The sequence below is a fragment of the Methylobacterium sp. Leaf87 genome, assembly GCF_001422775.1.
Classification (GTDB): Bacteria; Pseudomonadota; Alphaproteobacteria; order Rhizobiales; family Beijerinckiaceae; genus Methylobacterium.
Genome location: NZ_LMMI01000034.1, coordinates 107909 through 129937 on the forward strand (window position 1 = coordinate 107909; position 22029 = coordinate 129937).

Below are 22029 nucleotides of genomic sequence, written 5' to 3' on the forward strand. Positions count from 1 at the left end.
CTCGCTCTTTCCCGGATGCCTTCCCACCGAACTCGCGGGCGGGCATCCCGAAAAGGGCGGCGCCAGGACGTCACACTCGATGACGGCGCGATCCGAAGCCCCATTCGCTACGACAAACTCAATCAGGTCCCCATGCAGGTCCCCATGACGAGCCTGTCGAACAGCCTATCCGCTGACGCCGAGCCGCAACCGGTCATCATGGCCGTCGGCGGCGAAGTCTCCGACTTCTTCGCCCTGTTGAAGCCCCGGGTGATGGTGCTGGTGATCTTCACCGCACTCGTCGGCATGGCGGTATCGAACGTCCACATCCAGCCGGTGGTGGGTACGATCTCGCTGCTCATGATCGCGGTTGGTGCCGGCGCCTCCGGCTGCCTCAACATGTGGTGGGACGCCGACATCGACGCGGTGATGACCCGGACGGCCAAGCGCCCGATTCCGGACGGGCGCATCCAGCCCAACGAAGCCCTGGCCTTCGGCATCGTCCTATCCGTCGGCTCGGTCCTTGTTCTCGGCCTCGCCTCGAACTGGCTCGCCGCCGGGCTCCTCGCCTTCACCATCGTGTTCTACGCGGTGTTCTATTCCATGTGGCTGAAGCGTGCGACGCCACAGAACATCGTCATCGGGGGTGCCGCAGGCGCCCTGCCCCCGGTCATCGGTCAGGCCGTCGTCACAGGCTCCGTCGGCATCGAGTCGATCGTCCTGTTCCTCATCATCTTCATCTGGACGCCGCCGCACTTCTGGGCGCTGGCCCTGATCAAGTCCGGCGAATACGCCAAGGCCGGCATCCCGATGATGCCGAACGTGGCCGGGCCGCAATCGACCCGCCGCCAGATCATCTACTACTCCCTCGTCCTGTTCCCCATCGGCCTCGCCCCGGTCTTCCTCGGCTTCGGCGGACTGCTCTACGGCGTGACGGCGCTGCTGGGTGGCCTCGGCATGCTGGCTTTCAGCGTTCACGTTTTCCGCAATCGGGAGGGCGAGGCGGAGCGCAAGGCGGCGCTCGGCATGTTCGGCTTCTCGATCCTCTACCTCTTCCTACTGTTCTCCGCCCTTCTGGCCGAGCACAGCCTTGGCCTGTTTCGGACGGTGATCGCGTGAGCGGCCTTCAGAACCAGCCGCGGCCGTTGACGCCGGAGGAGGCGCAGCGCCGGCGCAAGCGTTCCCTCGCCATCGCGGCCGTCCTCTTCACCCTCGTGGCGATCTTCTACGTTCTGACCATCGCGAAGCTCGGACCTCAGGTCCTCAATCGCGCGCTCTGACGCGTGGCGAGGGAGACACCATGACCGATCGCACGAATCCCTCCCGCAAGGCCGCCGTCACGGCGTTCGCCTGCGCGGGCCTCGCCTTCGGAATGATCGGCCTCGCCTTCGCGTCGGTGCCGCTCTACGACATGTTCTGCAAAGCAACGGGCTTCGACGGCACCCCGCGCAAGGGCATCGCTCAGGTGGCGGCCGCCACCGACGACGGCATGCTGGTCCGGTTCGATACCAACGTATCCTCCAGCCTGCCCTGGCGCTTCCAGGCCGAGGCCGCCGAAGTCACGGCCCGCCTGGGCGAAACCAAGACCGTTTTTTTCAAGGTGAAGAACACCGGTACCGTACCATCCACCGGCATCGCGACCTTCAACGTCCAGCCGGCGCTGATGGGCGCGTTCTTCGTCAAGATCGAGTGCTTCTGCTTCAATGAGCAGACCCTGCAGCCGGGCGAGACCATGGACTTCCCGGTGGTGTTCTACATCGATCCGGCCGTACGCCAGGATTCGAACACCGCGCACCTCTCGGAGATGACGCTGTCCTACACCTACTTCGCGTCGAAGAACGGTCAGCCCACGGCCGCGCTTGCGACAACGGGCGGCACGGGAAAGAAATCGAATTTCTGACGCAGCAAGCGTGACAAGAGCGCGCCCGGCCGATTAAGGGTCTGAGCGTGGAAGCCGGGCATCCGGTCGAGCCGAAACAATGAGAGAGCCCGGGGCCGTCACGGTCGGGGCCCAGGGGTCAGGAGAGACGTTAGATGGCCGAGGCGCACGCCAAGAACCACGATTTCCACATTCTCGCCCCGAGTCCGTGGCCGCTCATCGGCGCCTTCTCCGGCTTCCTGATGGCGTTCGGGGCCGTCTTCTGGATGAAGAGCCTCACCATCGGCACCCTCAGCCCGGGTCCGTACATCTTCGGTGCCGGCACCATCGGCGTGCTCTACACCATGTACGCCTGGTGGAAAGACGTGGTCCACGAGGCCAACACCGGCGATCACACCCGCGTGGTGCAGCTCCACCACCGCTACGGCATGATCATGTTCATCGCCTCGGAGGTGATGTTCTTCGCCGCGTGGTTCTGGGCCTATTTCGAGGCCGCGCTCTACACCGCCGACCCCATCCAATCGACCCGCGTCGATTTCACCGGCGGAACGTGGCCGCCCAAGGGCATCGAAGCCTTCGACCCCTGGCACCTGCCGCTTCTCAACACCCTGATCCTGCTGACCTCGGGCACGACCATCACGTGGGCGCACCACGCCCTGCTGCACGACGACCGCAAGGGCCTGAAGTATGGTCTGTGGCTGACGATCATCCTCGGCGTACTGTTCTCGGCCTGTCAGGCTTACGAGTACGCCCACGCCCATTTCGGCTTCTCGGGCAGCATCTACTCGGCGACCTTCTTCATGGCGACGGGCTTCCACGGCTTCCACGTCATCATCGGCACCATCTTCCTGGCCATCTGCCTCTACCGTGCGTATCTCGGTCAGTTCACCGTGAAGCAGCACCTCGGTTTCGAGTTCGCCGCTTGGTACTGGCACTTCGTTGACGTGGTCTGGCTGTTCCTGTTCGCCTCGATCTACGTCTGGGGATCTGGCATCGGACACGCCGCCCACTGATCGTAAGCGCCCTCGGCTGCATGGGAGATATGAAAGGGCGGCGCGAGCCGCCCTTTCGCGTGTCGAGACCAACTCCTATCCCCATATCCAGATCGAGCCGATGCTCACCCGGGCTCGAGGAGTACGAATCTTGGACGCTACGCGGCCGCTTCCCCCACCGATTCCCACAGGACTGCGCGGTCGCTGCCCGCGCTGTGGGGAAGGTCACATGTTCGACGGCTTCCTCACCTTCGCGCCGTCCTGCGAAGCCTGCGGTCTCGACTATTCCGGCTTCAATTCCGGCGATGGTCCGGCCTTCTTCGTCATGTCCATCGTCGGTACCATCGTGGTCGGCCTCGCCCTGTGGATGGAGATTTCCTACGAGCCGCCGATCTGGGTCCACGCCGTCGTCGCCGGCTCGCTCTCCATTGGTCTGAGCCTCGCCATCATTCGGCCTCTCAAGGGCGTGCTCGCGGCCCTTCAATTCGCCAACAAGGCCGAGCAGGGACGCTTTCGCTAGTGTCGGCCGTTCGACCTGGGGCCGTGCGAGCTCTGATCGCGCCCGGCCTCGTCTCGCTCGTTTGTCTCGCGATTCTCCTCGGCCTCGGCGTTTGGCAGCTCGATCGCAAGAGCCAGAAGGAAGCGCTCATCGGACGCATCCTCGACCGGTCGCGCATCGAACCACCGGCGTCCTTGCCGGCGCCGGGCACGTGGAACCCAGAGGCCGACGAGTTTCGGCGAGTGCGGGTGACCGGCACGCTACTCAACGACCGCGAGACCCTCGTCCATGGCTTGGCCGCCGGCGCCGCACCCGGTCGCGCGCTCCAGGGCTATTATGTCCTGACGCCGCTGCGGCGGTCCGAGGGCGATACGGTGCTGGTCAACCGCGGCTTCGTACCCACGGAACTGAAAGCGCCGACGAGCCGGACGGTCGGGCAGATCGCGGGCGAGACCACGATCACCGGTATCCTGCGGGGTTCCGAGCCGCGGACCATGTTCGTCCCCGCCCCCGATGCGGCGCGCAACGAGTGGTTCAACCGCGATATCGCCGGCATCAGCGCGGCAGCCGGGCTGGCGGCCCCTCTGCCCTATCTCGTCGAAGCCGACGCCACTCCCAATCCGGGCGGCTGGCCGAAGGGCGGTCAGTTGCGGGTCGACCTTCCGAACAACCATCTGCAATACGCCTTCACGTGGTTCGGCATCGCCGGCTGCCTCATCGGTGTCTTCGGTGTGTTCGCCTGGAAGCGCCTCTTCGACGCACCCGACCCCGCCTGACCGTTCTCCGTCGGCTTGCCGGCAACGGGGTGTGCGCTACTCTCTCGGAGGGCGGATCACGCCCTGGAGTGTGCCCATGCGCGCCGCGATCCTGTTGCTGACCCTCGGTTTGACGTGGAGCGCGGCGCACGCCGCCGATGAAGCTGGGCGCGAGGCCGCTCGGGCCACCGTCACCCGACAGATCGAGGCTTTCCGGAAGGACGATGCGGCGACGGCCTACGCCCAGGCTGCACCTGCGATCCAGGGGATGTTCCCCTCGCCCGACACCTTCCTCGCCATGGTGCGACAGGGCTACGCCGCCGTCTATCGCGCTCGAAGCTACAGCGTGGACCGGGTGGAGGATGTCGATGCCAACGGTGTCGCCCTCGGTGTGAAGCTGCAGGACGAGGCCGGCATCGACTGGGTGGCCCTCTACACCCTGGAGAAACAATCAGACGGTGCATGGCGCATCACGGGGTGCCAACTCAAGAAGGCGCCGGGCACCAGCACCTGAGGCGCATCAGGTTTCGACAGGCCGGACGGCTTGGTGTAGACGGGGCGCCTTCCTGGAGGCCCCTTTGCTTCACGTTTCGACCCGCGGCGCAGCGGCGCCCCTTTCCTTCTCCGACGCCTTGCTCGCCGGGCTTGCCCGCGACGGCGGTCTCTACGTGCCCGAGAGCTGGCCGCAACTGTCGCACGAAACCATCGCGGGGCTCGCGGGCCTGCGCTACGCCGATGCCGCCAAGATCGTCCTGCGCCCTCTGATCGATGGCGAGATCGCGGATGCCGATTTCGATCGGATGATCGAGAACTCGTACGCGACGTTCCGGCACCCGGCCGTGTGTCCGCTGACCCAGCTCGACGACAACCTATTCCTGCTCGAACTCTTCCATGGGCCGACGCTCGCGTTCAAGGACGTGGCGATGCAGCTCCTCGGGCGGCTCATGGACCATGTCCTGCGGGCGCGCGGGTCGCGGGCGACCATCGTCGGCGCCACCTCGGGCGACACCGGCTCGGCGGCCGTCGAAGCGTTCCGCGGCCTCGATCAGGTCGACATCTTCATCCTGTTTCCGGAGGGCCGCGTCTCGGAGGTCCAGCGTCGGCAGATGACGTCGGTCGGGGCGGACAACGTCCACGCCATCGCCATCGACGGCAATTTCGATGATTGCCAGAACATCGTCAAAGCCCTGTTCCAGCACGCCGAGTTCGCCGATGCGGTGAAGCTCTCGGGCGTGAATTCCATCAACTGGGCGCGGGTCGCCGCCCAGGCGGTGTATTATTTCACCAGCGCGGTCGCTCTCGGCGCACCGCATCGGCGGGTCTCGTTCGCCGTGCCCACGGGCAATTTCGGTGACATCCTGGCCGGCTGGGTCGCCAAGCGCATGGGCCTGCCCATCGATCGCCTGATGATCGGCACCAATGCCAACGACATCCTGGCACGGACCTTGGAGCACGGGTCCTATGAGGTCCGCGGTGTCCAGCCTACCACCTCGCCCTCCATGGACATCCAGATCTCTTCGAATTTCGAGCGTCTGCTGTTCGAGGCCCTCGGCCGGGATTCGTCCAGCCTCGGCCGGCTCATGGCCGGGCTGAAACAGTCGGGCGGGTTCAGCCTCGACGAGGCGGTCCTCGACACCGTGCGCGCCGAGTTCGACGCTACCGCCGTGCCCGAGGATGCCGTGAAGGCCGAGATCGCCCGGACCTTCGCCGAAACCGGTCACGTCATCGATCCGCACAGCGCCATCGGCGTCCATGCCGCCCGACGGCTCCTCGATAAGGATCCGCGCACGCCCGTCGTCGCCTTGGCGACCGCACACGCGGCGAAGTTCCCCGATGCCGTGTCCGAGGCCGTCGGCGGAGCGCGCCCTGCCCTGCCGCCGCATCTCGCCGACCTCCTCGACCGCGAGGAAAAATTCTCCCGCGTCGCCAACGATCAGGCGGCCGTGGAGAGCTTCATCCGCACCCACGCCCGCATCACCAAGGCCGGCTGAATTCCATGAACCAGCACTTCGCCACCCATGGCGCCTCCCCTGACCTGCGGATCACCCGCCTGGACAATGGAGTCACCGTCGTCACGGAGGCGATGCCGGGTGTCGCGACGGCGACCCTGGGCGTCTGGGTCGGCGCAGGCTCCCGGCACGAGCGGCCGGACGAGAGCGGGCTCAGCCATCTCATCGAGCACATGGCGTTCAAGGGCACGACCACGCGCTCGGCCCGGCGCATCGCCGAGGACATCGAGAACGTCGGTGGCGACATCAACGCCGCCACCTCCGCCGAGGGCACGAGCTACACCGCCCGCGTACTGGGCGAGGACGCCGGCGTGGCCCTCGACGTCATCGGCGATATTCTCACGGATTCGGTGTTCGAGGCCGGCGAGCTGGCGCGTGAGAAGGGCGTGATCCTTCAGGAACACGCCGCCATCGAGGATACCCCCGACGACGTGGTCTACGAGGCCTTCACCGAGGCGGCCTTCCCCGATCAGCCCATGGGTCGGCCGATCATCGGGACGCCCGAGACGATCAACAGCTTCGACCGCGCCGGCATCGAAGCCTACATCGCGCGCGAGTACACCCCAGAGCGCATCGTGCTCGCGGCGGCCGGTGCGATCGCGCACGACGCCATCGTCGAATCGGCGCGGGCCCATTTCGGGGATCTCAAGGCTGCGACGCCCCCCGAGACGGTCCCGGGTGTCTACAAGGGCGGCGAGAAGCGGATCCAGAAGAAGCTCGAGCAGGCCAACGTGGTCCTCGGCCTGCCGGGCCTCTCGTTCCGCGATCCCGGCTACTACGCCCTGCATATGTTCGCTCAAGTGCTCGGCGGCGGCCTGACCTCGCGCCTGTGGCACGAGGTCCGCGAGACGCGGGGCCTCGCCTACGAGATTCAGGCGTTCCACTGGTCCTTCTACGATTGCGGGTTGTTCGGCATCGGCGCCGGCACCTCGGGCGGCGATCTCGGCCAACTGATCGACGTGACCCTGGAGGCCACAACCCGGGCGGCCCGCGACGCCGACACCGTCGAGGTCGCCCGCGCCAAGGCACAGCTCAAGGTCGCCCTGCTGTCGGCCCTCGAAACACCGGGGGGCCGCATCGAGCGCAATGCCCGCCAGATCCTGGCCTGGGGCCGGGTGATTCCGGCGCAGGAGGTCATCGCCAAGGTCGATGCCGTGACCGTCGATGATGTGCGGGCTGCCGGCAGAAGGCTTCTCACCGGCGCCCCGACCCTCGCCGCCATCGGCCCGATCAAGAAGCTGCCGTCCCTCGAGCGGATCACCGCGGCCTTGAGCGCGGCCTAAGGATTTCGCGGGCGGCTTGTTTTGGCCGCAAAGGAACGTGATCCAGCGGGTCCGGCGTCACGGTTGAGAAACAGTGGGTGCCTCCGCTTCGGCGAGCACTCCGCCTTGCCGGTGGAGGTCGCCGCCGATACGACTGGGCACCCTAGCTGAGCCGTATTCGTCACACTCGCCCGCCCGGCCGGAACACTCGCCCGTTGCGTCAAATCCTCCTCGTCTTCGCCGCCGTCTTCACGGCCCTGTTCGGCGCCCTGGTCTTCAGCGCGCCGGCGCGCGCCGTCGAGGCCGTGCGGGTCACCCTCGATGCGCCGGCCATCGACCTCACGACGATGATCGAGCGCTACCGCTCGGACGGCGACCTCATCCAGATCTCCACGGCGCCGGGTAAGGACGGCATCGTCCGCCGCATCGTCGTCAAGGCGCGCGACACGGGTGCACGCCCCGACTGGATGGTGTTCGCGCTCACCAACGATACCGACGAGCAGATCGACCGGGTCCTCGTCGCCCCGCATTTCCGTCTCGTCGGGTCCGGGGTGATCTGGCCCGATCTCGGTGGCTCGCGCATCGCCGCGATCACGGCGAGCCAGGGTATCCGCCCGGAGCGCGACGAGAACCCGGAAGCCGACCAGTTCGTCATCACCCTCGATCCCGGCGCCACCGTCACTTATGTGGCCGAGTTGCGTGGACCGAGCATCCCCCAGGTCTACCTCTGGGACCAGGAAGCCTACCGGAAGAAGTCCACCGGCCTGACCCTCTACAAAGGGATCATCATCGGCATCGCCGGCCTGCTGGCTCTGTTTCTAACGATCATCTTCGTGGTCAAGGGCGCGATCATCTTCCCGGCCGCCGCAGCGCTGGCGTGGTCTGTGCTCGCCTACGCGTGCATCGATTTCGGGTTCCTGCAGCGCATTCTCCCCGTCACCGAGGTGGCGGAGCGAATCTATCGTGCGTCGGCCGAGGCGGTGCTGGGCGCCACCCTGCTGGTCTTCCTGTTCGCCTACCTCAACCTCAGCCGATGGCACGTGCGCTACAGCCACGTGGCGTTCTTCTGGCTCGCATTCCTCGCGGGCCTCGTCGCGCTCGCGGTGTTCGATCCGCCCGTGGCCGCGGGCGTCGCCCGCATCTCCATCGCGGCGGTGGCCGGCGTCGGCCTGCTCCTCATCGTCTATCTCGCCGCCCATAACGGCTATGACCGGGCGATCCTGCTGATCCCGACATGGTTCCTTCTTCTTGTGTGGGTGGTGGCGGCGGGGTTCGCCATCACCGGCCAGATCGGTTCCGATCTCGTGCAACCTGCCCTCATCGGTGGTCTCGTCCTTATCGTCATGCTCATCGGGTTCACGGTGATGCAGCACGCCTTCGCCGGGGGTGGCCTCACCCACGCCCTCGTGTCCGACACCGAGCGTCGAGCGCTGGCGCTGACCGGCGCAGGGGACGTGGTGTTCGACTGGGATGTACCCGGCGACCGGGTCTTCGCCGGTCAGGAGATGGAGGGGCAACTCGGGCTGAAGCGGGGAACCCTCGAAGGTCCGGCGGTGAACTGGCTCGCCCTGGTGCATCCCTTCGACGTGGAGCGCTACTCGGCCGCCCTCGATACGGTCATCGAGGAGCGGCGCGGCCGCATCGTCCACGATTTCCGCCTGCGCTCCACGGCCGGGCCGTACTACTGGTATCGCCTGAAGGCGCGCCCCGTGATCGGCACCGACGGCGAGGTGGTGCGCATCGTCGGCACCATCGCGGACGTCACCGAGGTGAAGACCGCCGAGGAACGCCTGCTGCACGATGCCGTGCACGACAGCCTCACGGGACTGCCCAATCGCGAACTGTTCCACGACCGACTCGACGCGGCACTCGCTTTTGCCAGCCAGGATGCGCGTCTGAAGCCGACGACCATCGTTCTCGACATCGACCGGTTCAAGGCCATCAACGACGCGATTGGTCTCTCGGCCGGCGACTCGATCCTGCTGACCCTGTCGCGTCGCCTCGGCCGGCTCCTCCGCCCGCAGGACACCCTGGCCCGGGTGGCGGGCGACGAATTCGCCCTCATCCTGCTGTCGGAACGCGATCCCGACCGTATCCTTTCGTTCGCCGAGATGATCCGCAAGGCCATCGCCACGCCCATCACCTACGCCGATCGCGAGATCTTCCTCACGGTGTCCGTGGGTATCGTCCTGCACGAGGTCGGAGCCACCCTGAAGCGCGAGGAGGTGTTCAAGAACGCCGAGATCGCCATGATCCAGGCCAAACGCGGCGGCGGCGACCGCATCGAGGTGTTCCGCGCCGATATGCGCAACGAGCGCGGCGACCGCCTGATGCTCGAAGGGGACCTGCGCCGGTCCCTCGAACGCAACGAGATGAAAGTGCTGTTCCAGCCCATCGTCCGGCTGGAGGACCGCACCGTCGCGGGTTTCGAGACGCTCCTGCGCTGGGACCATCCGAGACTCGGCCGTATCCCGGCGTCCACCTTCATGCCGGTGGCCGAGGAATGCGGCTTCGTGGTCAACCTCGGAATTTTCGCCCTGGAGCGCACGGCCCTCGAACTCGCCGCCTGGCAACGTTCCCTCGACGTCGAACCGCCGATCTTCGCCACCGTCAACATGTCGTCGCGTCAGTTGCTGCGCCACGATCTCCTGCACGACGTGAAGACGATCCTGGCGCGTTCCGGCGTGCTGCCGGGGTCTCTCAAGCTCGAGCTCGCCGAGAGCCTGGTGATGGAGAATCCGGAATACGCGGCGCAGATGCTCGCCCGCATCCACGATCTGGGCGCCGGCCTGTCGCTGGATGATTTCGGGACGGGCTACTCCGCCCTGTCGTACCTCCAGCGCTTTCCGTTCGACACGATCAAGATCGACCAATCCTTCGTTCGCCAGATCGCGACGGGACGCACGGGGATCCTTCGTTCCATCGTCAAGATGGCGCAGGAACTCGGCCTCGCCATCGTGGCCGAGGGTGCGGAATCGGAAGCCGACGCGCAGGCGCTGGCGGAACTCGGCTGCGAGTACGCACAGGGCTTCGCCTTCGGCGAGCCCATGTCGATGCTCCAGGCTCGACAGCTCCTTGGAGCGGCCCCGGAAGCCGCCTGAGACCGCCCGGTCGATCGATACGCCGAATGGCTTCGTCGAGACGGCGCGTCCCGCAGGGTCGGTCGAACGCCACACGTCTGCTCGGGTCGGGACGAGTTCGTCCGCCGCCTCGGTAGAACGCCCCATCGCCTGAATGTCTTGGATCGGCTTAAACCTCCCTTAACCATGATCCGGCATCGTTCTCGATGACGAAAGGCCAGATACGAGTGGCCGTGCGAGAGGGAATTGCGTGATGGCCGAGGCCGCACTCCGGACCGACGAAGGTTTCGACTCCACCATCGTGCGGCGCCTGATGGCCCGGCCGCTTCGACTCGTCGAGACCCCCATGGCCGAGGTCGTCACGCTTCACCCGGGAGCCGCGGCCCCCGAGAATCGCGCGCAGGCCTCCGAGGAGGTTGCTCACCTGAAGGCCCAGCTCCTCGTCATGAAGGCGGTTCTACGCTCGGAACGCGACGAGGCCGCCCACCTGCGGGCCTGCATCGCGACCATCGCCGACCCGGAGCCGCTGACGCCCGAGGCCCAGGCCGTACGCGACCGCTGGGCCGCCCTCGTCGACCAGCTCCTGCACACCGCACGATAGCCGCCCCTCCGCGACGCGCGACGCGCCGCCCTGCCCTGTTCGAGGGATACTGATGAGCGCCCGCTGCTCCCTCGTGGTCAACGGCAGGTCCGTGCGTGTTTCCACGGGTGATACGCCCCTGGAAGCCGCCCTGGCCGACGGGATGATCGCCGCGCAACCCGGTCTCCTGGGCCAGGGGTCCGGCCCCCTCCCCCGGCGTGCACAGGCACGCAGCCACCGCTCGGACGCCGTCAAGCTCACCCTGCCCCGCCCCAGCCTCATCGAGCGGTCCGAGACGGTCGCTGCCCCGGTGAAGCCCGTTCCTGCGCAAAAGCGCGCCGGAACGGTCACGCAGATCACCCCACTCGGGCCCCACACCCTCGAAGTCGTGGTGACGATCACCAAGCGGCTCGCCTTCGAACCGGGCCATGGCGTGGTGGCCACCTTCGAGGGCTTCGATCCCGTCACCCTCAGTCCGACCCTGCGCGTCGACGGCGCGGCGGAACTCAACGAACTCGTCTTCCATCTTCGCCTCACCGGAGATCGCGCGGCCCTGCCCGACGCGTTCGGCGACGGCATCCGGCTCGACCATCCGGTGAAGATCAAAGGGCCCGTCGGCCGGGGCTACTACCGGCCCGGTGGCGGTCGCCTCGTCCTCGTCGCCGCCGAGACCGGATTCGCTCCGATCTGGTCCATTGCGCGGGCCGCGCGGTACATCGAGCCGGCGCGCGAGGTGGCGATCCATGTCGGTGCCCGCGATCCGCTCGACCTCTACATGCGGCCATCCCTGGATTGGCTGCGTGCCACGGGCGTCGGCCGCGTCGTGCTCGTCGCCGACCGCAGCCGCCAGCGCCCGCCCGACGTGCGACCCGGCCCCCTGACGGCGCATCTACCGTCGCTGCGCACCACCGATGTGGTCCATGTCGCGGGAGATGCCTCGACCGTCGGCGCCGTGGAAGTCCTGGCGGCGGCGGCCGGCGCGCGTTGCTATCCGATCCTGCTCGACCCCATCCCCTGACACGAAAAATCGGCTTCTCGTGACGAGAGCCCGGTTGGAATCGTTCGGGCGCGGCTAGAGGCGTGCCCGACCACGTTGGGTCGGGACGCAGCACGAGGCCCTTGCTTGGCCATGCTCTTCGACGAACCGGCATCCACTTCGGCGGAGAGCGCTCCGGTGGGGCCGAACCCCTATTCGGGTCCGACCTGACGCACGGCCCCGCGCGCGGCGCTGGTGGCGAACATCGCATAGGCCCGCAGAGCCGTGGTGATCTGGCGCTTGCGTGGCTCGGCCGGCTTCCACCCGGCGGCGTCCTGTGCGGCTCGGCGAGCGACGAGTTCAGCCTCGTCAACGGCGAGATGGATGCTGCGTCCCGGAATGTCGATCTCGATGCGGTCGCCGTCGCGCACGAGGCCGATGAGGCCGCCCTCCGCCGCTTCCGGCGAGACGTGTCCGATGGACAGGCCGGACGAGCCACCGGAGAACCGCCCATCGGTGACCAAGGCGCAGGCTTTGCCGAGGCCCTTCGATTTCAGGTAGCTCGTCGGGTACAGCATCTCCTGCATGCCGGGACCGCCACGGGGACCTTCATAGCGGATCAAAACGACTTCGCCGGCCTTCACCCGCCCGCTGAGGATGGCGTCGACCGACGCGTCCTGGCTCTCGAACACCCGGGCGATGCCGGTGAAGGTGAGGATCGAGGCGTCGACACCCGCCGTCTTCACGATGCAGCCGTCGACGGCGAGGTTTCCGTACAGGACGGCGAGACCGCCATCCTGCGAATAGGCATGCGCCGCCGCGCGGATGACGCCGCCCTCGCGGTCGAGGTCGAGGTCTTCCCAGCGCGCCGCCTGGCTGAAGGCGACCTGGGTCGGCACACCGCCCGGCGCGGCGCGGTAGAACTCGGACACCGTGGTACTGGCCGTGCGACGCACGTCCCAGCGGTCGAGGGCTTGAGCCAGTGTGCCGGCGTGCACGCTCCCGGCCTGCGCATCGATGAGGCCGGCGCGGTCGAGTTCACCGAGGATCGCCATGATGCCACCCGCCCGGTGCACGTCCTCCATGTGGACCTCGGCCACCGCCGGGGCGACCTTGCACAGCACGGGTACGCGCCGTGAGAGCCTGTCGATGTCCGCCATGGTGAACGGCACCTCCGCCTCGTGGGCGGCGGCCAGCAGATGCAGCACCGTGTTGGTGGAGCCGCCCATGGCGATGTCGAGGGTCATGGCGTTCTCGAAAGCCGAGAAGCCCGCGACCGCGCGGGGCAGCACGCTGGCGTCGTCGCCCTCGTAGTAGCGCTTGGCGAGATCGACGATGAGGTGGCCGGCCTCGACGAACAGACGGCGGCGGTCTGCATGGGTCGCCAGCACCGAGCCGTTGCCGGGCAGGGACAGACCGAGGGCCTCGGTCAGGCAGTTCATGGAATTGGCCGTGAACATGCCCGAGCACGAGCCGCAGGTCGGACAGGCCGCGCGCTCGATGGCGGCCACATCCTCGTCGGACACTTGGTCGTCGGCCGCCGCCACCATGGCGTCGACGAGGTCGAGCTTCTTGATCACGCCCTTGAGCTGAACCTTCCCGGCCTCCATGGGGCCGCCGGACACGAACACCGCCGGGATGTTGAGGCGCAAAGCCGCCATCAGCATGCCGGGTGTGATCTTGTCGCAATTGGAGATGCACACCATCGCGTCGGCGCAGTGGGCGTTGACCATGTACTCGACGGAATCGGCGATGAGCTCGCGCGAGGGGAGCGAGTACAGCATCCCGTCATGGCCCATGGCGATGCCGTCATCGACCGCGATGGTGTTGAATTCCTTGGCGACGCCGCCGGCCGCCTCGATCTCCCGGGCCACGAGCTGGCCGAGATCCTTCAGGTGGACATGGCCGGGCACGAACTGAGTGAAGGAGTTCACCACGGCGATGATCGGTTTGCCGAAATCGCCGTCCTTCATACCGGTCGCACGCCACAGGCCGCGGGCGCCGGCCATGTTGCGGCCATGGGTGGTGGTGCGGGAACGGTAGGCGGGCATCGCATCTCTCACGGTTCGCCGCGCTTTTGCGGGCGGGAGGCGATGCGTGGCAAGGGCCTTTTCGCAGGTCTTGGGGTTCGGCCCCCGTGGAGAGTGTTATCGCATCAGGCCGCGCGGGCCCGCAGGCCGGCGCCATTGCCGAACGCGCGGGCGTAGAGCGAGGCGTAGGTGGTCGCGGCCTCGTCCCAGCCGAAGGTGCGCGACATGGCGGTGCGGCGCATGGCGTTGAGGCGCTTCTTCTGACCGAAGGTGTCGAGGGCCCGCCGAATGGCGCCGGAGAAACCGCGCGCCGACGCATCGCCGAAGGTGAAGCCGGTCACGCCGTCCTCGACGGTGTCGGCGAGACCGCCGGTACGATGGACGATGGGAAGCGAGCCGAAACGCTGGGCGTACATCTGAGCCAGACCGCAGGGCTCGAAGCGCGACGGCATCAGCAGGAAGTCGCTGCCGGCGAACATTCGGCGGGCATCCTGCTCGTTGAACCCGACATGGACACCGACGGCGTCGGGATGGCGGCGGGAGAGATCGCGCAGGGCCCCCTCGAACCGGCTCTCGCCCTGCCCGATGACCACGAGCTGGCCGCCCTCCGCCACGATGGTGTCGGCGGCCGCCAGGCTGAGGTCGATGCCCTTCTGGTGAACGAGGCGCGAAACGATGGCAAAGAGCGGCCCGCGTGAGACGGCCAGGCCGAACTGGCGGCGGACGGTCTCCGCATTGGCGCGCTTGCCCTTCCAGTCGTCGGCCTCGAAGCGGGTGGCGAGGTACGGATCCGTGCGCGGGTCCCAACTCTCGTCGATGCCGTTGAGGATACCGGCCAGCCGCCCCTGGGACGCGCGGGTGCGCAGCAACCCGTCGAGGCCGCAGCCGGCGTCCGGCGTCGTGATCTCGCGGGCGTAGGTGTCGCTCACCGTCGTGACGTGGGAGGCGTAGTAGATGCCGGCCTTGAGGAAGGAGAGCTGCCCGTAGAACTCGACGCCGTCCATCTGGAAGGCGTGGTCCGGGACGCCGAGACGGCCGAGGGATTCGTGCGGGAACAGGCCCTGGTAGGCGAGGTTGTGCACCGTGAGGATGCTCGGCACCCGCACTCCGGACCAGGCGAGGTAGGCCGGGGCGAGGGCCGCCTGCCAGTCGTTGAGGTGGAGAAGGTCGGCGGCCCAGGCCGGATCGACGCCACGAGCGATCTCGGCGGCGGCGAGACTCAGGCGGGCGAAGCGGATGTCGTTGTCGGCGAAATCGCCCTGCCCGTCGCCGTAGGGCGTGCCGTCGCGCTGGTAGAGTTCGGGGCTGAGGACGACGTAGATCTGGAGGTTGTCGGCGCTCTCGACCAGGCCGAGTTCGCAGGGCGGCACACCGGCATGGCCGGGCAACTGCGCGACGACGGGGATGTGGTCGAAGCGATCCACCACCTGACGGTAGCCGGGGATGAGGACGCGGATGTCGTAGTGCCGCCGCAGGGCCCGCGGCAGGGACGCCGCGACTTCGCCGAGACCGCCGGTCTTCACGAAATCCGCCATCTCGGGCGTGGCGAACAGGATGCGGGGCTGATGCAGCGGAGGGATCGTCTGGCCGAGAAGGCCACGGGCGGAGGCGGAGTGAGCAGTCGCCGCAGACGTCATTTTATCCTTGCCGCTCCGGGCACCTTGGACGTGCAGGGCGAAACAACCCGTGGCTGACGTCGGCATCGTGAACGCCCCGATTGGTAAATGGTTCCGTTGCAATGCACAATCCAAGCCACGATTTCGGTTACGAATTCCTTGCTTTTGGTGCGTCGCAAACGGTCGCAGCCCGTCGAATTCAGGGTCGGTTCAGGACGATGGCCGCGACCGAATGCCGAAGGCCCGGCGAGAAGGCGAGGCAAACGACGGATCAGGTTTCGGCAATCCAGGCGCGCAGACCGCTCAGCGTATGGAAGGCATCGGCCGAGCGAACGGCGAGCTGCGGCGCTTGTGTCCGCATCATGTCCGCCAGGGCGTGGCCCGGACCGAGTTCGAGGCTCCGTTCGGCGCCGCGCTCGACCACGGCATCGAGGCAGGCAGTCCAATCGACGAAGGTCGCGACCTGTCGGGCGAGCGCACCGCGGAATCGTCCGGCGTCGAAGATCGGCGTGCCATCCGTGCCGTTCAGGAGGATCCGGCCTGTGATGGGCCGGCGCACGGGTACGGGGGCGAGCTGCGCATGGAACGGGTCCACGGCCCGTTCGAGCAGGGCCGTGTGCGAGGCGACCCCGACGTGCAACCGGCTCGCCCGCGCCGCGCCCATCTGCGCGGCTTCGGCGCAGAGGGCATCGAGAGCGTCACTCATGCCGCCGACCACGAACAGGTCCGCGGGGTTGCGGATGGCGATTGCGCAGGCATGACGCGCCACGAGAGGATCGAGGGTCGCACGCGGCAGGCCACGGATGGCGGCGAGCCCCTGGCCGGGGCGGCTCGCCGCGTCCATGGCCTCGGCCCGCGCAGCGGTGAGGCCGAGGACCTGCTCCGGCGTCCAGATTCCGGCAACGCCCCAAGCCGCCATCTCGCCGACGCTGTAGCCGGCGACGACACAGCGCCGTGGGAGAATGTCGGCGACGCACTCTGCCAGGGCCAGGGCGGCAGTGACGCACAGGATCTGCCCGATGCGGTTGGCGTAGAGTTCCGCTGGATCGGCCTGCGCCACGAGGCTGCGCGGATCGCACCCGAGATACGCGGCGGCATGGGCGAAGATCGGCGCGGCGGCGGGGGCATCCGCCGTCAAGGCGAACAGATCGGGCGATTGCAGCCCCTGACCGGAGCAGAGCAGGGCCAACGTCATGGCCCCACCCCGTCGAGGAACAAGGTCATGGCGAGGAGATCGGCGCAGCCGCCCGGACTGAGGTTGCGGCGCGTGAAGGCGATGTGCAGCGGCTGTGCCCGCGCCCGCCAGTCGGCAGATGCGATGCCGCCGGCCGCGAGAAACGCGCGGGCGGCCCCCTGCACGTAGGCGAGGCCCGCGGCACCACCGCGATGCAGAAGGTTCGTGTCCTCCACGCCGGCCATGAGGGCGAGGCAGAGCTGCACCCGCACGGCTTCCGGGTCATCGGGTCGTATGGCCTCGGCTTCGCGCAGAGCCGGGAGTCCGAGGGCGTAGAGGGTTGGAAACCCGAGCGCTGCCTCGCGTCGCGCACCGCCGGCCCGGTATTGTCGCAAGGCGGCGGAACCGTGGCTGTGGAGGGGGATGGGACCGTTCGCGATGGCGTCGCCCCAACGGTCGGCGACGAGACGCCCGAGGCGTCGGCGATCGCCAGAGGCGTCGCGGAATCCGGCCGCGGCCACGAGGAGGCCCAGACCGAAGATCGCGCCGCGATGGGTGTTCACCCCGCCTGTGGCCGCGAGCATCGCCGCCTCGGCCGCGAGACCGATGGCCCTCAGGGTGTCCATGCCGGCGCCCCGCCCGCCGGCCTCGGCGAGATCGGCGAAGTACGGCTCCAGGGTGTCGGCGCTGCGGTTCAGCAGGGCCGCATCCATGTCCGCATGGGCGCCCGGATCGACGTGGCTGACGAGGCCCGGCTTCGGGTAGGTGGCGACCTCGAGGCGCAGGCAGGACACGGCCGTTGCGGCGAGCGCGTCAGCCGGTGTGGAGAGCGCCGACACCCGCGCGGCGCTCAGCATCCGGCACCCGCGAGGAAATCGGAGCGGGCGACGAGGCTCACGCCGCGGGCATCCTTCGCCAGAATCTCGGGCATCCCCTCGGCGAGTTCGCGCCACTGCACGGCCATCCCGCCGGCTCCGAGGCACTCGCCGTCGATCCGCATGGGGGCCTCGCTGGCGATGGTCGAGAGACCGGCGAGGAGCGCCTCGGGCGCCCCGTCGAGGCGCCACAGCAGATCGATGTCGGACGTCGGCGACAGGTAGGGAAGGCCCGTGAGGTGCTGCCAGGCGAGGCTGCCGAAAGTCCGTACCTCGGGGTCGAGATCGAGGAGGCGTCGCAGGGTCGGTTGCCACTCGGGCGACGCCGCGGGCGCGGCCTCGGCAAGACGGGGCGGAGGTGCGATGGCACGCAGCGCGGACGCCTCCAGCACGAAGGACAGACGTCGTTTGCCCTGAGCGGGTGGCAGGGGCAGCCCCAGGGGAATACCCGCCTCGCCCCCGGCGGGACGCCGGACGACCAGGGGCCAGTTCCGTTCGGCCCAGTCGGCGACGTAGGGCAGGCCGTCGTACTCGGGCCGCCGCATGAGGAGCGCGCGCCAGGCGGCGGGGGCGACCCGGGCCATCTGATGGCGCCCGAGCGCCTCAGGCATGGTCCGCGACGCGCGCCGCAACCCGCTCGGCGATGGCGGCAGCCCGAGTCCGACCGCCACGCTCCGCCCCGAGACGGTCGCGACAATCGCCAGAGGCCTGTGGCGCGGCAAGGTAAGCCTCCAACTGCTCGGCCAGGGATCTCCGTGGGTCCCAGGTCTCGTGGATCGCCCCCGTCTGGACGAGATTGTCGAGGCCCGGGGCGAACACCGCGGTCGCATTGGCCTTCTCGGTGAGAACGTCGAGGGAGAGTTTCGTGACCCGTGCCATGGAGGGCAGGTCCATCACCTCCGGGTGGGCGCCCGGCAGGGCGACGAGGTGGCCGGTGGCCAGCGCCGTGGCGATGAAGGCCCCGGCGGCGCTGCGTCCGTAGAGCAGGCCGAGGGTCCGGTGCCCCTCCGCCTCGGCGAGCATCAGTGCCTTGGCGAGGTGGGCGAGGTACTCGTTGAGACCGAGGAGCTCGTCACGCCGGCTCATGCGCTGACTGGACGAGTCGACGGGCATCAGGATCGGCGCACCGCCGCCGGAGCGGGCGATGGCGAGGACCCGCCCCGCCAGGGTCAAGGCTCCCTCGATGCCGAGGGGTGTGCCCTCGGCCAGGCCGAGCACATGGACGGGCTTGCCGCCGGCGCGCCGCCCGGTGCCGAGGATGAGCCCATCGGCGACAGCCACATCATGGCCGTCCGGAAACAGTCCGGCGAGGATCTCAGCGAGCGTCATCGGCACTCTCCCGGCAGGTGGCGATGGCGTGGAACGCCTGCGTGGACAGGCCCGGAACGCCGGGTGCGTCCTTGACCCCGAGGATCGACCAGACCGCGACCGCATCACTGGCGGTACCGAAGCGGACGAGCCGCCGCTCAAGCCGCGCCTGCTCGGCGTCGAGGGTCGCGAGATCGAGGCGGTCGGGCTTTGCCAGGATCGCCTGCACCGCCGCGCGAAACGCGCCCGGCCCGTCGTCGACGAAAGCGTCCGCGCCACCGAGGAGGTAGCGGTGCTTACCCCCCATGGTGCGCCAGACCAGTGCGCGGTCGCGGGAATCGAACTCCTCGACGCCCCGATTGGTCTCGATCACCTCCGGGCCCGTGACGCTGATGCGTCCTTGTTCGGTGACGATGAGGGCCGAGCAACAGCCGGCGATGAGCCCGCCGCCGCCGTAGCAACCCGAACGCCCACCGACGAGGCCGACCACGCGCGATCCGGAACCACGCGCTTCGATCAAGGCCCGCATGATCTCCGCGATGGCGGTCTCGCCTGCATTGGCTTCCTGCAGGCGCACGCCGCCGGTGTCGAACAGGATGAGCACATCGCGGCGGAGAGCCTTGGCGGCGCGGAGCAGGCCGACGAGCTTGGCCCCGTGAACCTCCCCCACGGCCCCGCCCATGAAACGTCCCTCCTGGGCGGCGACCAGAACCTCGGCGCCGTCGAGGGTCGCGCTTCCGACGATCATGCCGTCGTCGAACTGCTCGGGCAGGTCGAACAGGGCGAGATGCGGGCTCGTCGCCCGTTCCTCGGGACCGACGACCTCGTGAAAACTACCGGGATCGACGAGGGCGGCGACGCGCTGGCGGGCGCTGCCCTCGTACCAGCTCAAGGCCTCCGGCTCGAAGGGGCGAGGCGCGGCGGCGGGGTTCACGGCATGTCTCCGGCAATGAGCCGTGCGCCCTGGGCGAGGCGCAGGGCGACGGTGTCGGGCCGGGCGCCCCCGTCGTTGATGGCGATGCGCAGGCCGCCCGCACCGCGGCGCGCCACGAAATCCGCCACCACGGCGGTCCAGACTTCGCCGAAGCCATGGGCGGCCGTGGCGATCTCGATGGTGCACCGGTCGGGCGCGAGCACCCGCTCCAGCAGCACTTCCAGATTACCGGAGGCGACGATCCCGACGAGGGCCTGGAGCTTGTTGCCCCCGGCGGGGATCGGCGCGTCGAGGGTGTAGCTGAGGCGTTCCATGCTTCACCGTCACCAGTTGCGGAATTGGCTCGGCGGCCGGTACAGGCCGCCTGACGAGAGGGCGAGATCCTTGATGGAGCGGGCGGCGAGCAGGCTACGGTCCGCGTCGAGGGGGTCGATGCCGAGATCTTCCGGCCTGCGAATCACGCCGCGCTCGCGCAGGCGCGCCACCATGCCGGCATCGCGCCGGCGCCCGATCTCCGTGTAGCCGGCCACCCCCCGAATCGCCTGCTCGCGCTCGTCGACGTTGCGGCACAGCAGGAGATTGGCGATGCCCTCCTCGGTGACGATGTGGGTGACATCGTCGCCGTAGACCATCACGGGCGCGAGCGGCAGATCGAGCGTCTCGGCGAGCGCGAGGGCATCGAGCCGCTCGACGAACAGGGGTACGTTGGCATCCCCGAATGTCTCGCCGATCTGCACCACGAGCTTGCGGCCCCGGCGCAAGGGGGCGGGCGTATCGGGATCGGCCTCCGCACCGGCCTTGAGCCAGGGCACGCTCGGATGGCGCCGGCCGCGTGGGTCGGACCCCATGTTGGGCGCCCCACCGAAGCCCGCGATGCGGTTGGTGGTGACCGTCGAGCTGTGACCCGAGAGATCGATCTGCAGGGTCGAGCCGATGAAGAGGTCGCAGGCATAGAGGCCCGCGGTCTGGCAGAAGGCCCGGTTGGAGCGTAGCGACCCATCCGAGCCCGTGAAGTAGATGTCTGGCCGGGCGGCGATGTAATCGTCCATCCCGACTTCCGAACCGAAGCAGTGGATCTGCTCGACCCAACCGGCCTCTATGGCGGGGATCAGGGTCGGGTGCGGGTTCAGCGCCCAGTGGGTGCAGATCTGTCCGCGCAGACCGAGCGCTTCGCCGTAGGTCGGCAGCAGCAGCTCGATGGCGGCGGTGTTGAAGCCGATGCCGTGGTTGAGTCGGCGAATGCCGTAGGGCGCGTAGAGGCCCTTGATCGCCAGCATCGCCGTGAGGATCTGGGTCTCGGTGATGGCAGCGGGATCGCGGGTGAACAGGGGCTCGACGTAGAACGGCTTGCCCGCGTCGACCACGAAATGGACCCGGTCGCCGGGGATGTCGACGCGGGGCACCCGGTCGACGATCTGGCCGACCTGCGCCACCACGAGGCCGTCCTTGAAGCTCGTGGCCTCGACGACGGTGGGCGTGTCCTCGGTGTTGGGGCCGGTGTAGAGATTTCCGTCGCGGTCGGCGCTGACGGCCGCGATCAGGGCGACCTGCGGCGTCAGGTCGATGAAGTAGCGCGCGAAGAGCTCAAGGTAGGTGTGAACCGCACCGAGGGCGATCTGTCCGCCGTAGAGCATCCGGGCGATGCGCGCCGCCTGCGGGCCGGAATACGAATAGTCGAGCCGACGCGCGATCCCCTTCTCGAACACGTCGAGATGGGACGGGAGAACGATGCCCGACTGCACCATGTGGAGGTCGTGGATCACCCCCGGGTCGACCTCGGCCAGGGCGTCGGCCAGGACGTCGGCCTGCTTCTGGTTGTCGCCTTCGAGGCACACCCTGTCCCCCGGTCGGAGGACCGCTTCGAGGAAGGGCGCGAGATCGGACAGGGCGACGACCTTGCCGCGGGCGAAGGGGGCGCCGGCCGCGATGCGCGCCGCGCGGGCACTCCCTTGCGTCGCCCAGTCCCTCATGGTCGGCCTCCGTGAAGCGGATAGCTAATATGCAATCATGCAGCTCTTTGTATGCAATTGGCAAGGCAGTGCATACGGGACTGGGCGGCTCTCGCACAATGTGGCCGCTGA

The 22029-nt window shown here is 68.3% G+C and carries 21 protein-coding genes; 12 read left to right on the forward strand and 9 right to left on the reverse strand.

All coding sequences use genetic code 11. The annotated features are described in order from the left end of the window. Nucleotides 1-144: 144 nt before the first annotated feature. The 12 genes from ASF22_RS15335 to ASF22_RS15390 all read left to right on the forward strand — a co-directional run bounded on the left by ASF22_RS15335 (nucleotide 145) and on the right by ASF22_RS15390 (nucleotide 12053). The gene (locus ASF22_RS15335) at nucleotides 145-1098 is read left to right on the forward strand and encodes a heme o synthase (protein ID WP_056172166.1); all 954 of its coding nucleotides are present in this window, start codon (nucleotides 145-147) and stop codon (nucleotides 1096-1098) included. Beyond that, nucleotides 1095-1259: a hypothetical protein gene (locus ASF22_RS24545; RefSeq protein WP_056171672.1), complete on the forward strand. Its 165-nt coding sequence runs from the start codon at nucleotides 1095-1097 to the stop codon at nucleotides 1257-1259. Before ASF22_RS15335 ends, ASF22_RS24545 begins: the two co-directional genes overlap by 4 nt. A 20-nt stretch (nucleotides 1260-1279) precedes the next feature. Continuing rightward, the gene (locus tag ASF22_RS15345) at nucleotides 1280-1879 is read left to right on the forward strand and encodes a cytochrome c oxidase assembly protein (RefSeq protein ID WP_056171674.1); all 600 of its coding nucleotides are present in this window, start codon (nucleotides 1280-1282) and stop codon (nucleotides 1877-1879) included. Nucleotides 1880-2013: 134 nt separating this feature from the next. Then, complete coding sequence (locus tag ASF22_RS15350; RefSeq protein WP_056171676.1) at nucleotides 2014-2871, forward strand: cytochrome c oxidase subunit 3; 858 nt, start codon at nucleotides 2014-2016, stop codon at nucleotides 2869-2871. 100 nt (nucleotides 2872-2971) lie between these two features. After that, on the forward strand, nucleotides 2972-3370 hold the full coding sequence (locus ASF22_RS15355) for a DUF983 domain-containing protein (protein ID WP_056172168.1): 399 nt from the start codon (nucleotides 2972-2974) through the stop codon (nucleotides 3368-3370). Nucleotides 3371-3393: 23 nt separating this feature from the next. After that, entirely contained in the window at nucleotides 3394-4125 is a 732-nt protein-coding gene (locus tag ASF22_RS15360; protein ID WP_244474307.1) for an SURF1 family protein, read from the forward strand. A 76-nt stretch (nucleotides 4126-4201) separates the two neighbouring features. Further along, nucleotides 4202-4618 carry a DUF4864 domain-containing protein gene (locus ASF22_RS15365; RefSeq protein WP_056265892.1) on the forward strand — a complete coding sequence of 139 codons (417 nt, stop codon included), beginning with the start codon at nucleotides 4202-4204 and terminating at the stop codon, nucleotides 4616-4618. 64 nt (nucleotides 4619-4682) lie between these two features. Beyond that, entirely contained in the window at nucleotides 4683-6095 is a 1413-nt protein-coding gene (thrC, locus tag ASF22_RS15370; RefSeq protein ID WP_056265895.1) for a threonine synthase, read from the forward strand. A gap of 5 nt (nucleotides 6096-6100) precedes the next feature. Continuing rightward, the gene (locus ASF22_RS15375) at nucleotides 6101-7396 is read left to right on the forward strand and encodes a pitrilysin family protein (protein WP_056265898.1); all 1296 of its coding nucleotides are present in this window, start codon (nucleotides 6101-6103) and stop codon (nucleotides 7394-7396) included. Between the two features lie 194 nt (nucleotides 7397-7590). Continuing rightward, nucleotides 7591-10476, forward strand: a complete 2886-nt coding sequence (locus ASF22_RS15380; RefSeq protein ID WP_056265901.1) for a sensor domain-containing phosphodiesterase — start codon at nucleotides 7591-7593, stop codon at nucleotides 10474-10476. Nucleotides 10477-10708: 232 nt separating this feature from the next. After that, nucleotides 10709-11056, forward strand: a complete 348-nt coding sequence (locus tag ASF22_RS15385; RefSeq protein WP_056171686.1) for a hypothetical protein — start codon at nucleotides 10709-10711, stop codon at nucleotides 11054-11056. Between the two features lie 52 nt (nucleotides 11057-11108). Continuing rightward, the gene (locus ASF22_RS15390) at nucleotides 11109-12053 is read left to right on the forward strand and encodes a hypothetical protein (RefSeq protein ID WP_056265904.1); all 945 of its coding nucleotides are present in this window, start codon (nucleotides 11109-11111) and stop codon (nucleotides 12051-12053) included. 170 nt (nucleotides 12054-12223) lie between these two features. Here the strand turns inward: ASF22_RS15390 and ilvD are convergent, their stop codons facing one another. The 9 genes from ilvD to mdcA all read right to left on the reverse strand — a co-directional run bounded on the left by ilvD (nucleotide 12224) and on the right by mdcA (nucleotide 21918). Then, complete coding sequence (ilvD, locus tag ASF22_RS15395; RefSeq protein ID WP_056265908.1) at nucleotides 12224-14062, reverse strand: dihydroxy-acid dehydratase; 1839 nt, start codon at nucleotides 14060-14062, stop codon at nucleotides 12224-12226. Between the two features lie 104 nt (nucleotides 14063-14166). Next, entirely contained in the window at nucleotides 14167-15678 is a 1512-nt protein-coding gene (gene glgA, locus ASF22_RS15400; RefSeq protein WP_056265912.1) for a glycogen synthase GlgA, read from the reverse strand. Between the two features lie 250 nt (nucleotides 15679-15928). Continuing rightward, nucleotides 15929-16852 carry an acyltransferase domain-containing protein gene (locus tag ASF22_RS15405; protein ID WP_056265917.1) on the reverse strand — a complete coding sequence of 308 codons (924 nt, stop codon included), beginning with the start codon at nucleotides 16850-16852 and terminating at the stop codon, nucleotides 15929-15931. Continuing rightward, entirely contained in the window at nucleotides 16849-17688 is an 840-nt protein-coding gene (gene mdcB / locus ASF22_RS15410; RefSeq protein WP_056265919.1) for a triphosphoribosyl-dephospho-CoA synthase MdcB, read from the reverse strand. The genes ASF22_RS15405 and mdcB overlap by 4 nt, the downstream gene beginning before the upstream one ends. Then, a complete protein-coding gene (gene mdcG, locus ASF22_RS15415; protein ID WP_056266162.1) occupies nucleotides 17682-18317 on the reverse strand; it encodes a malonate decarboxylase holo-[acyl-carrier-protein] synthase in 636 nt (211 codons plus the stop codon). The genes mdcB and mdcG overlap by 7 nt, the downstream gene beginning before the upstream one ends. Then, nucleotides 18310-19035 carry a biotin-independent malonate decarboxylase subunit gamma gene (locus tag ASF22_RS15420; protein ID WP_056265922.1) on the reverse strand — a complete coding sequence of 242 codons (726 nt, stop codon included), beginning with the start codon at nucleotides 19033-19035 and terminating at the stop codon, nucleotides 18310-18312. The genes mdcG and ASF22_RS15420 overlap by 8 nt, the downstream gene beginning before the upstream one ends. Continuing rightward, nucleotides 19022-19948 carry a biotin-independent malonate decarboxylase subunit beta gene (locus tag ASF22_RS15425; protein ID WP_056265926.1) on the reverse strand — a complete coding sequence of 309 codons (927 nt, stop codon included), beginning with the start codon at nucleotides 19946-19948 and terminating at the stop codon, nucleotides 19022-19024. Before ASF22_RS15425 ends, ASF22_RS15420 begins: the two co-directional genes overlap by 14 nt. Beyond that, nucleotides 19945-20262, reverse strand: coding sequence for a malonate decarboxylase acyl carrier protein (gene mdcC, locus ASF22_RS15430; RefSeq protein WP_056265929.1), 318 nt, complete (start codon nucleotides 20260-20262; stop codon nucleotides 19945-19947). Before mdcC ends, ASF22_RS15425 begins: the two co-directional genes overlap by 4 nt. A gap of 9 nt (nucleotides 20263-20271) precedes the next feature. Continuing rightward, the gene (gene mdcA, locus ASF22_RS15435; RefSeq protein ID WP_056265932.1) at nucleotides 20272-21918 is read right to left on the reverse strand and encodes a malonate decarboxylase subunit alpha; all 1647 of its coding nucleotides are present in this window, start codon (nucleotides 21916-21918) and stop codon (nucleotides 20272-20274) included. Nucleotides 21919-22029 lie beyond the last annotated feature (111 nt).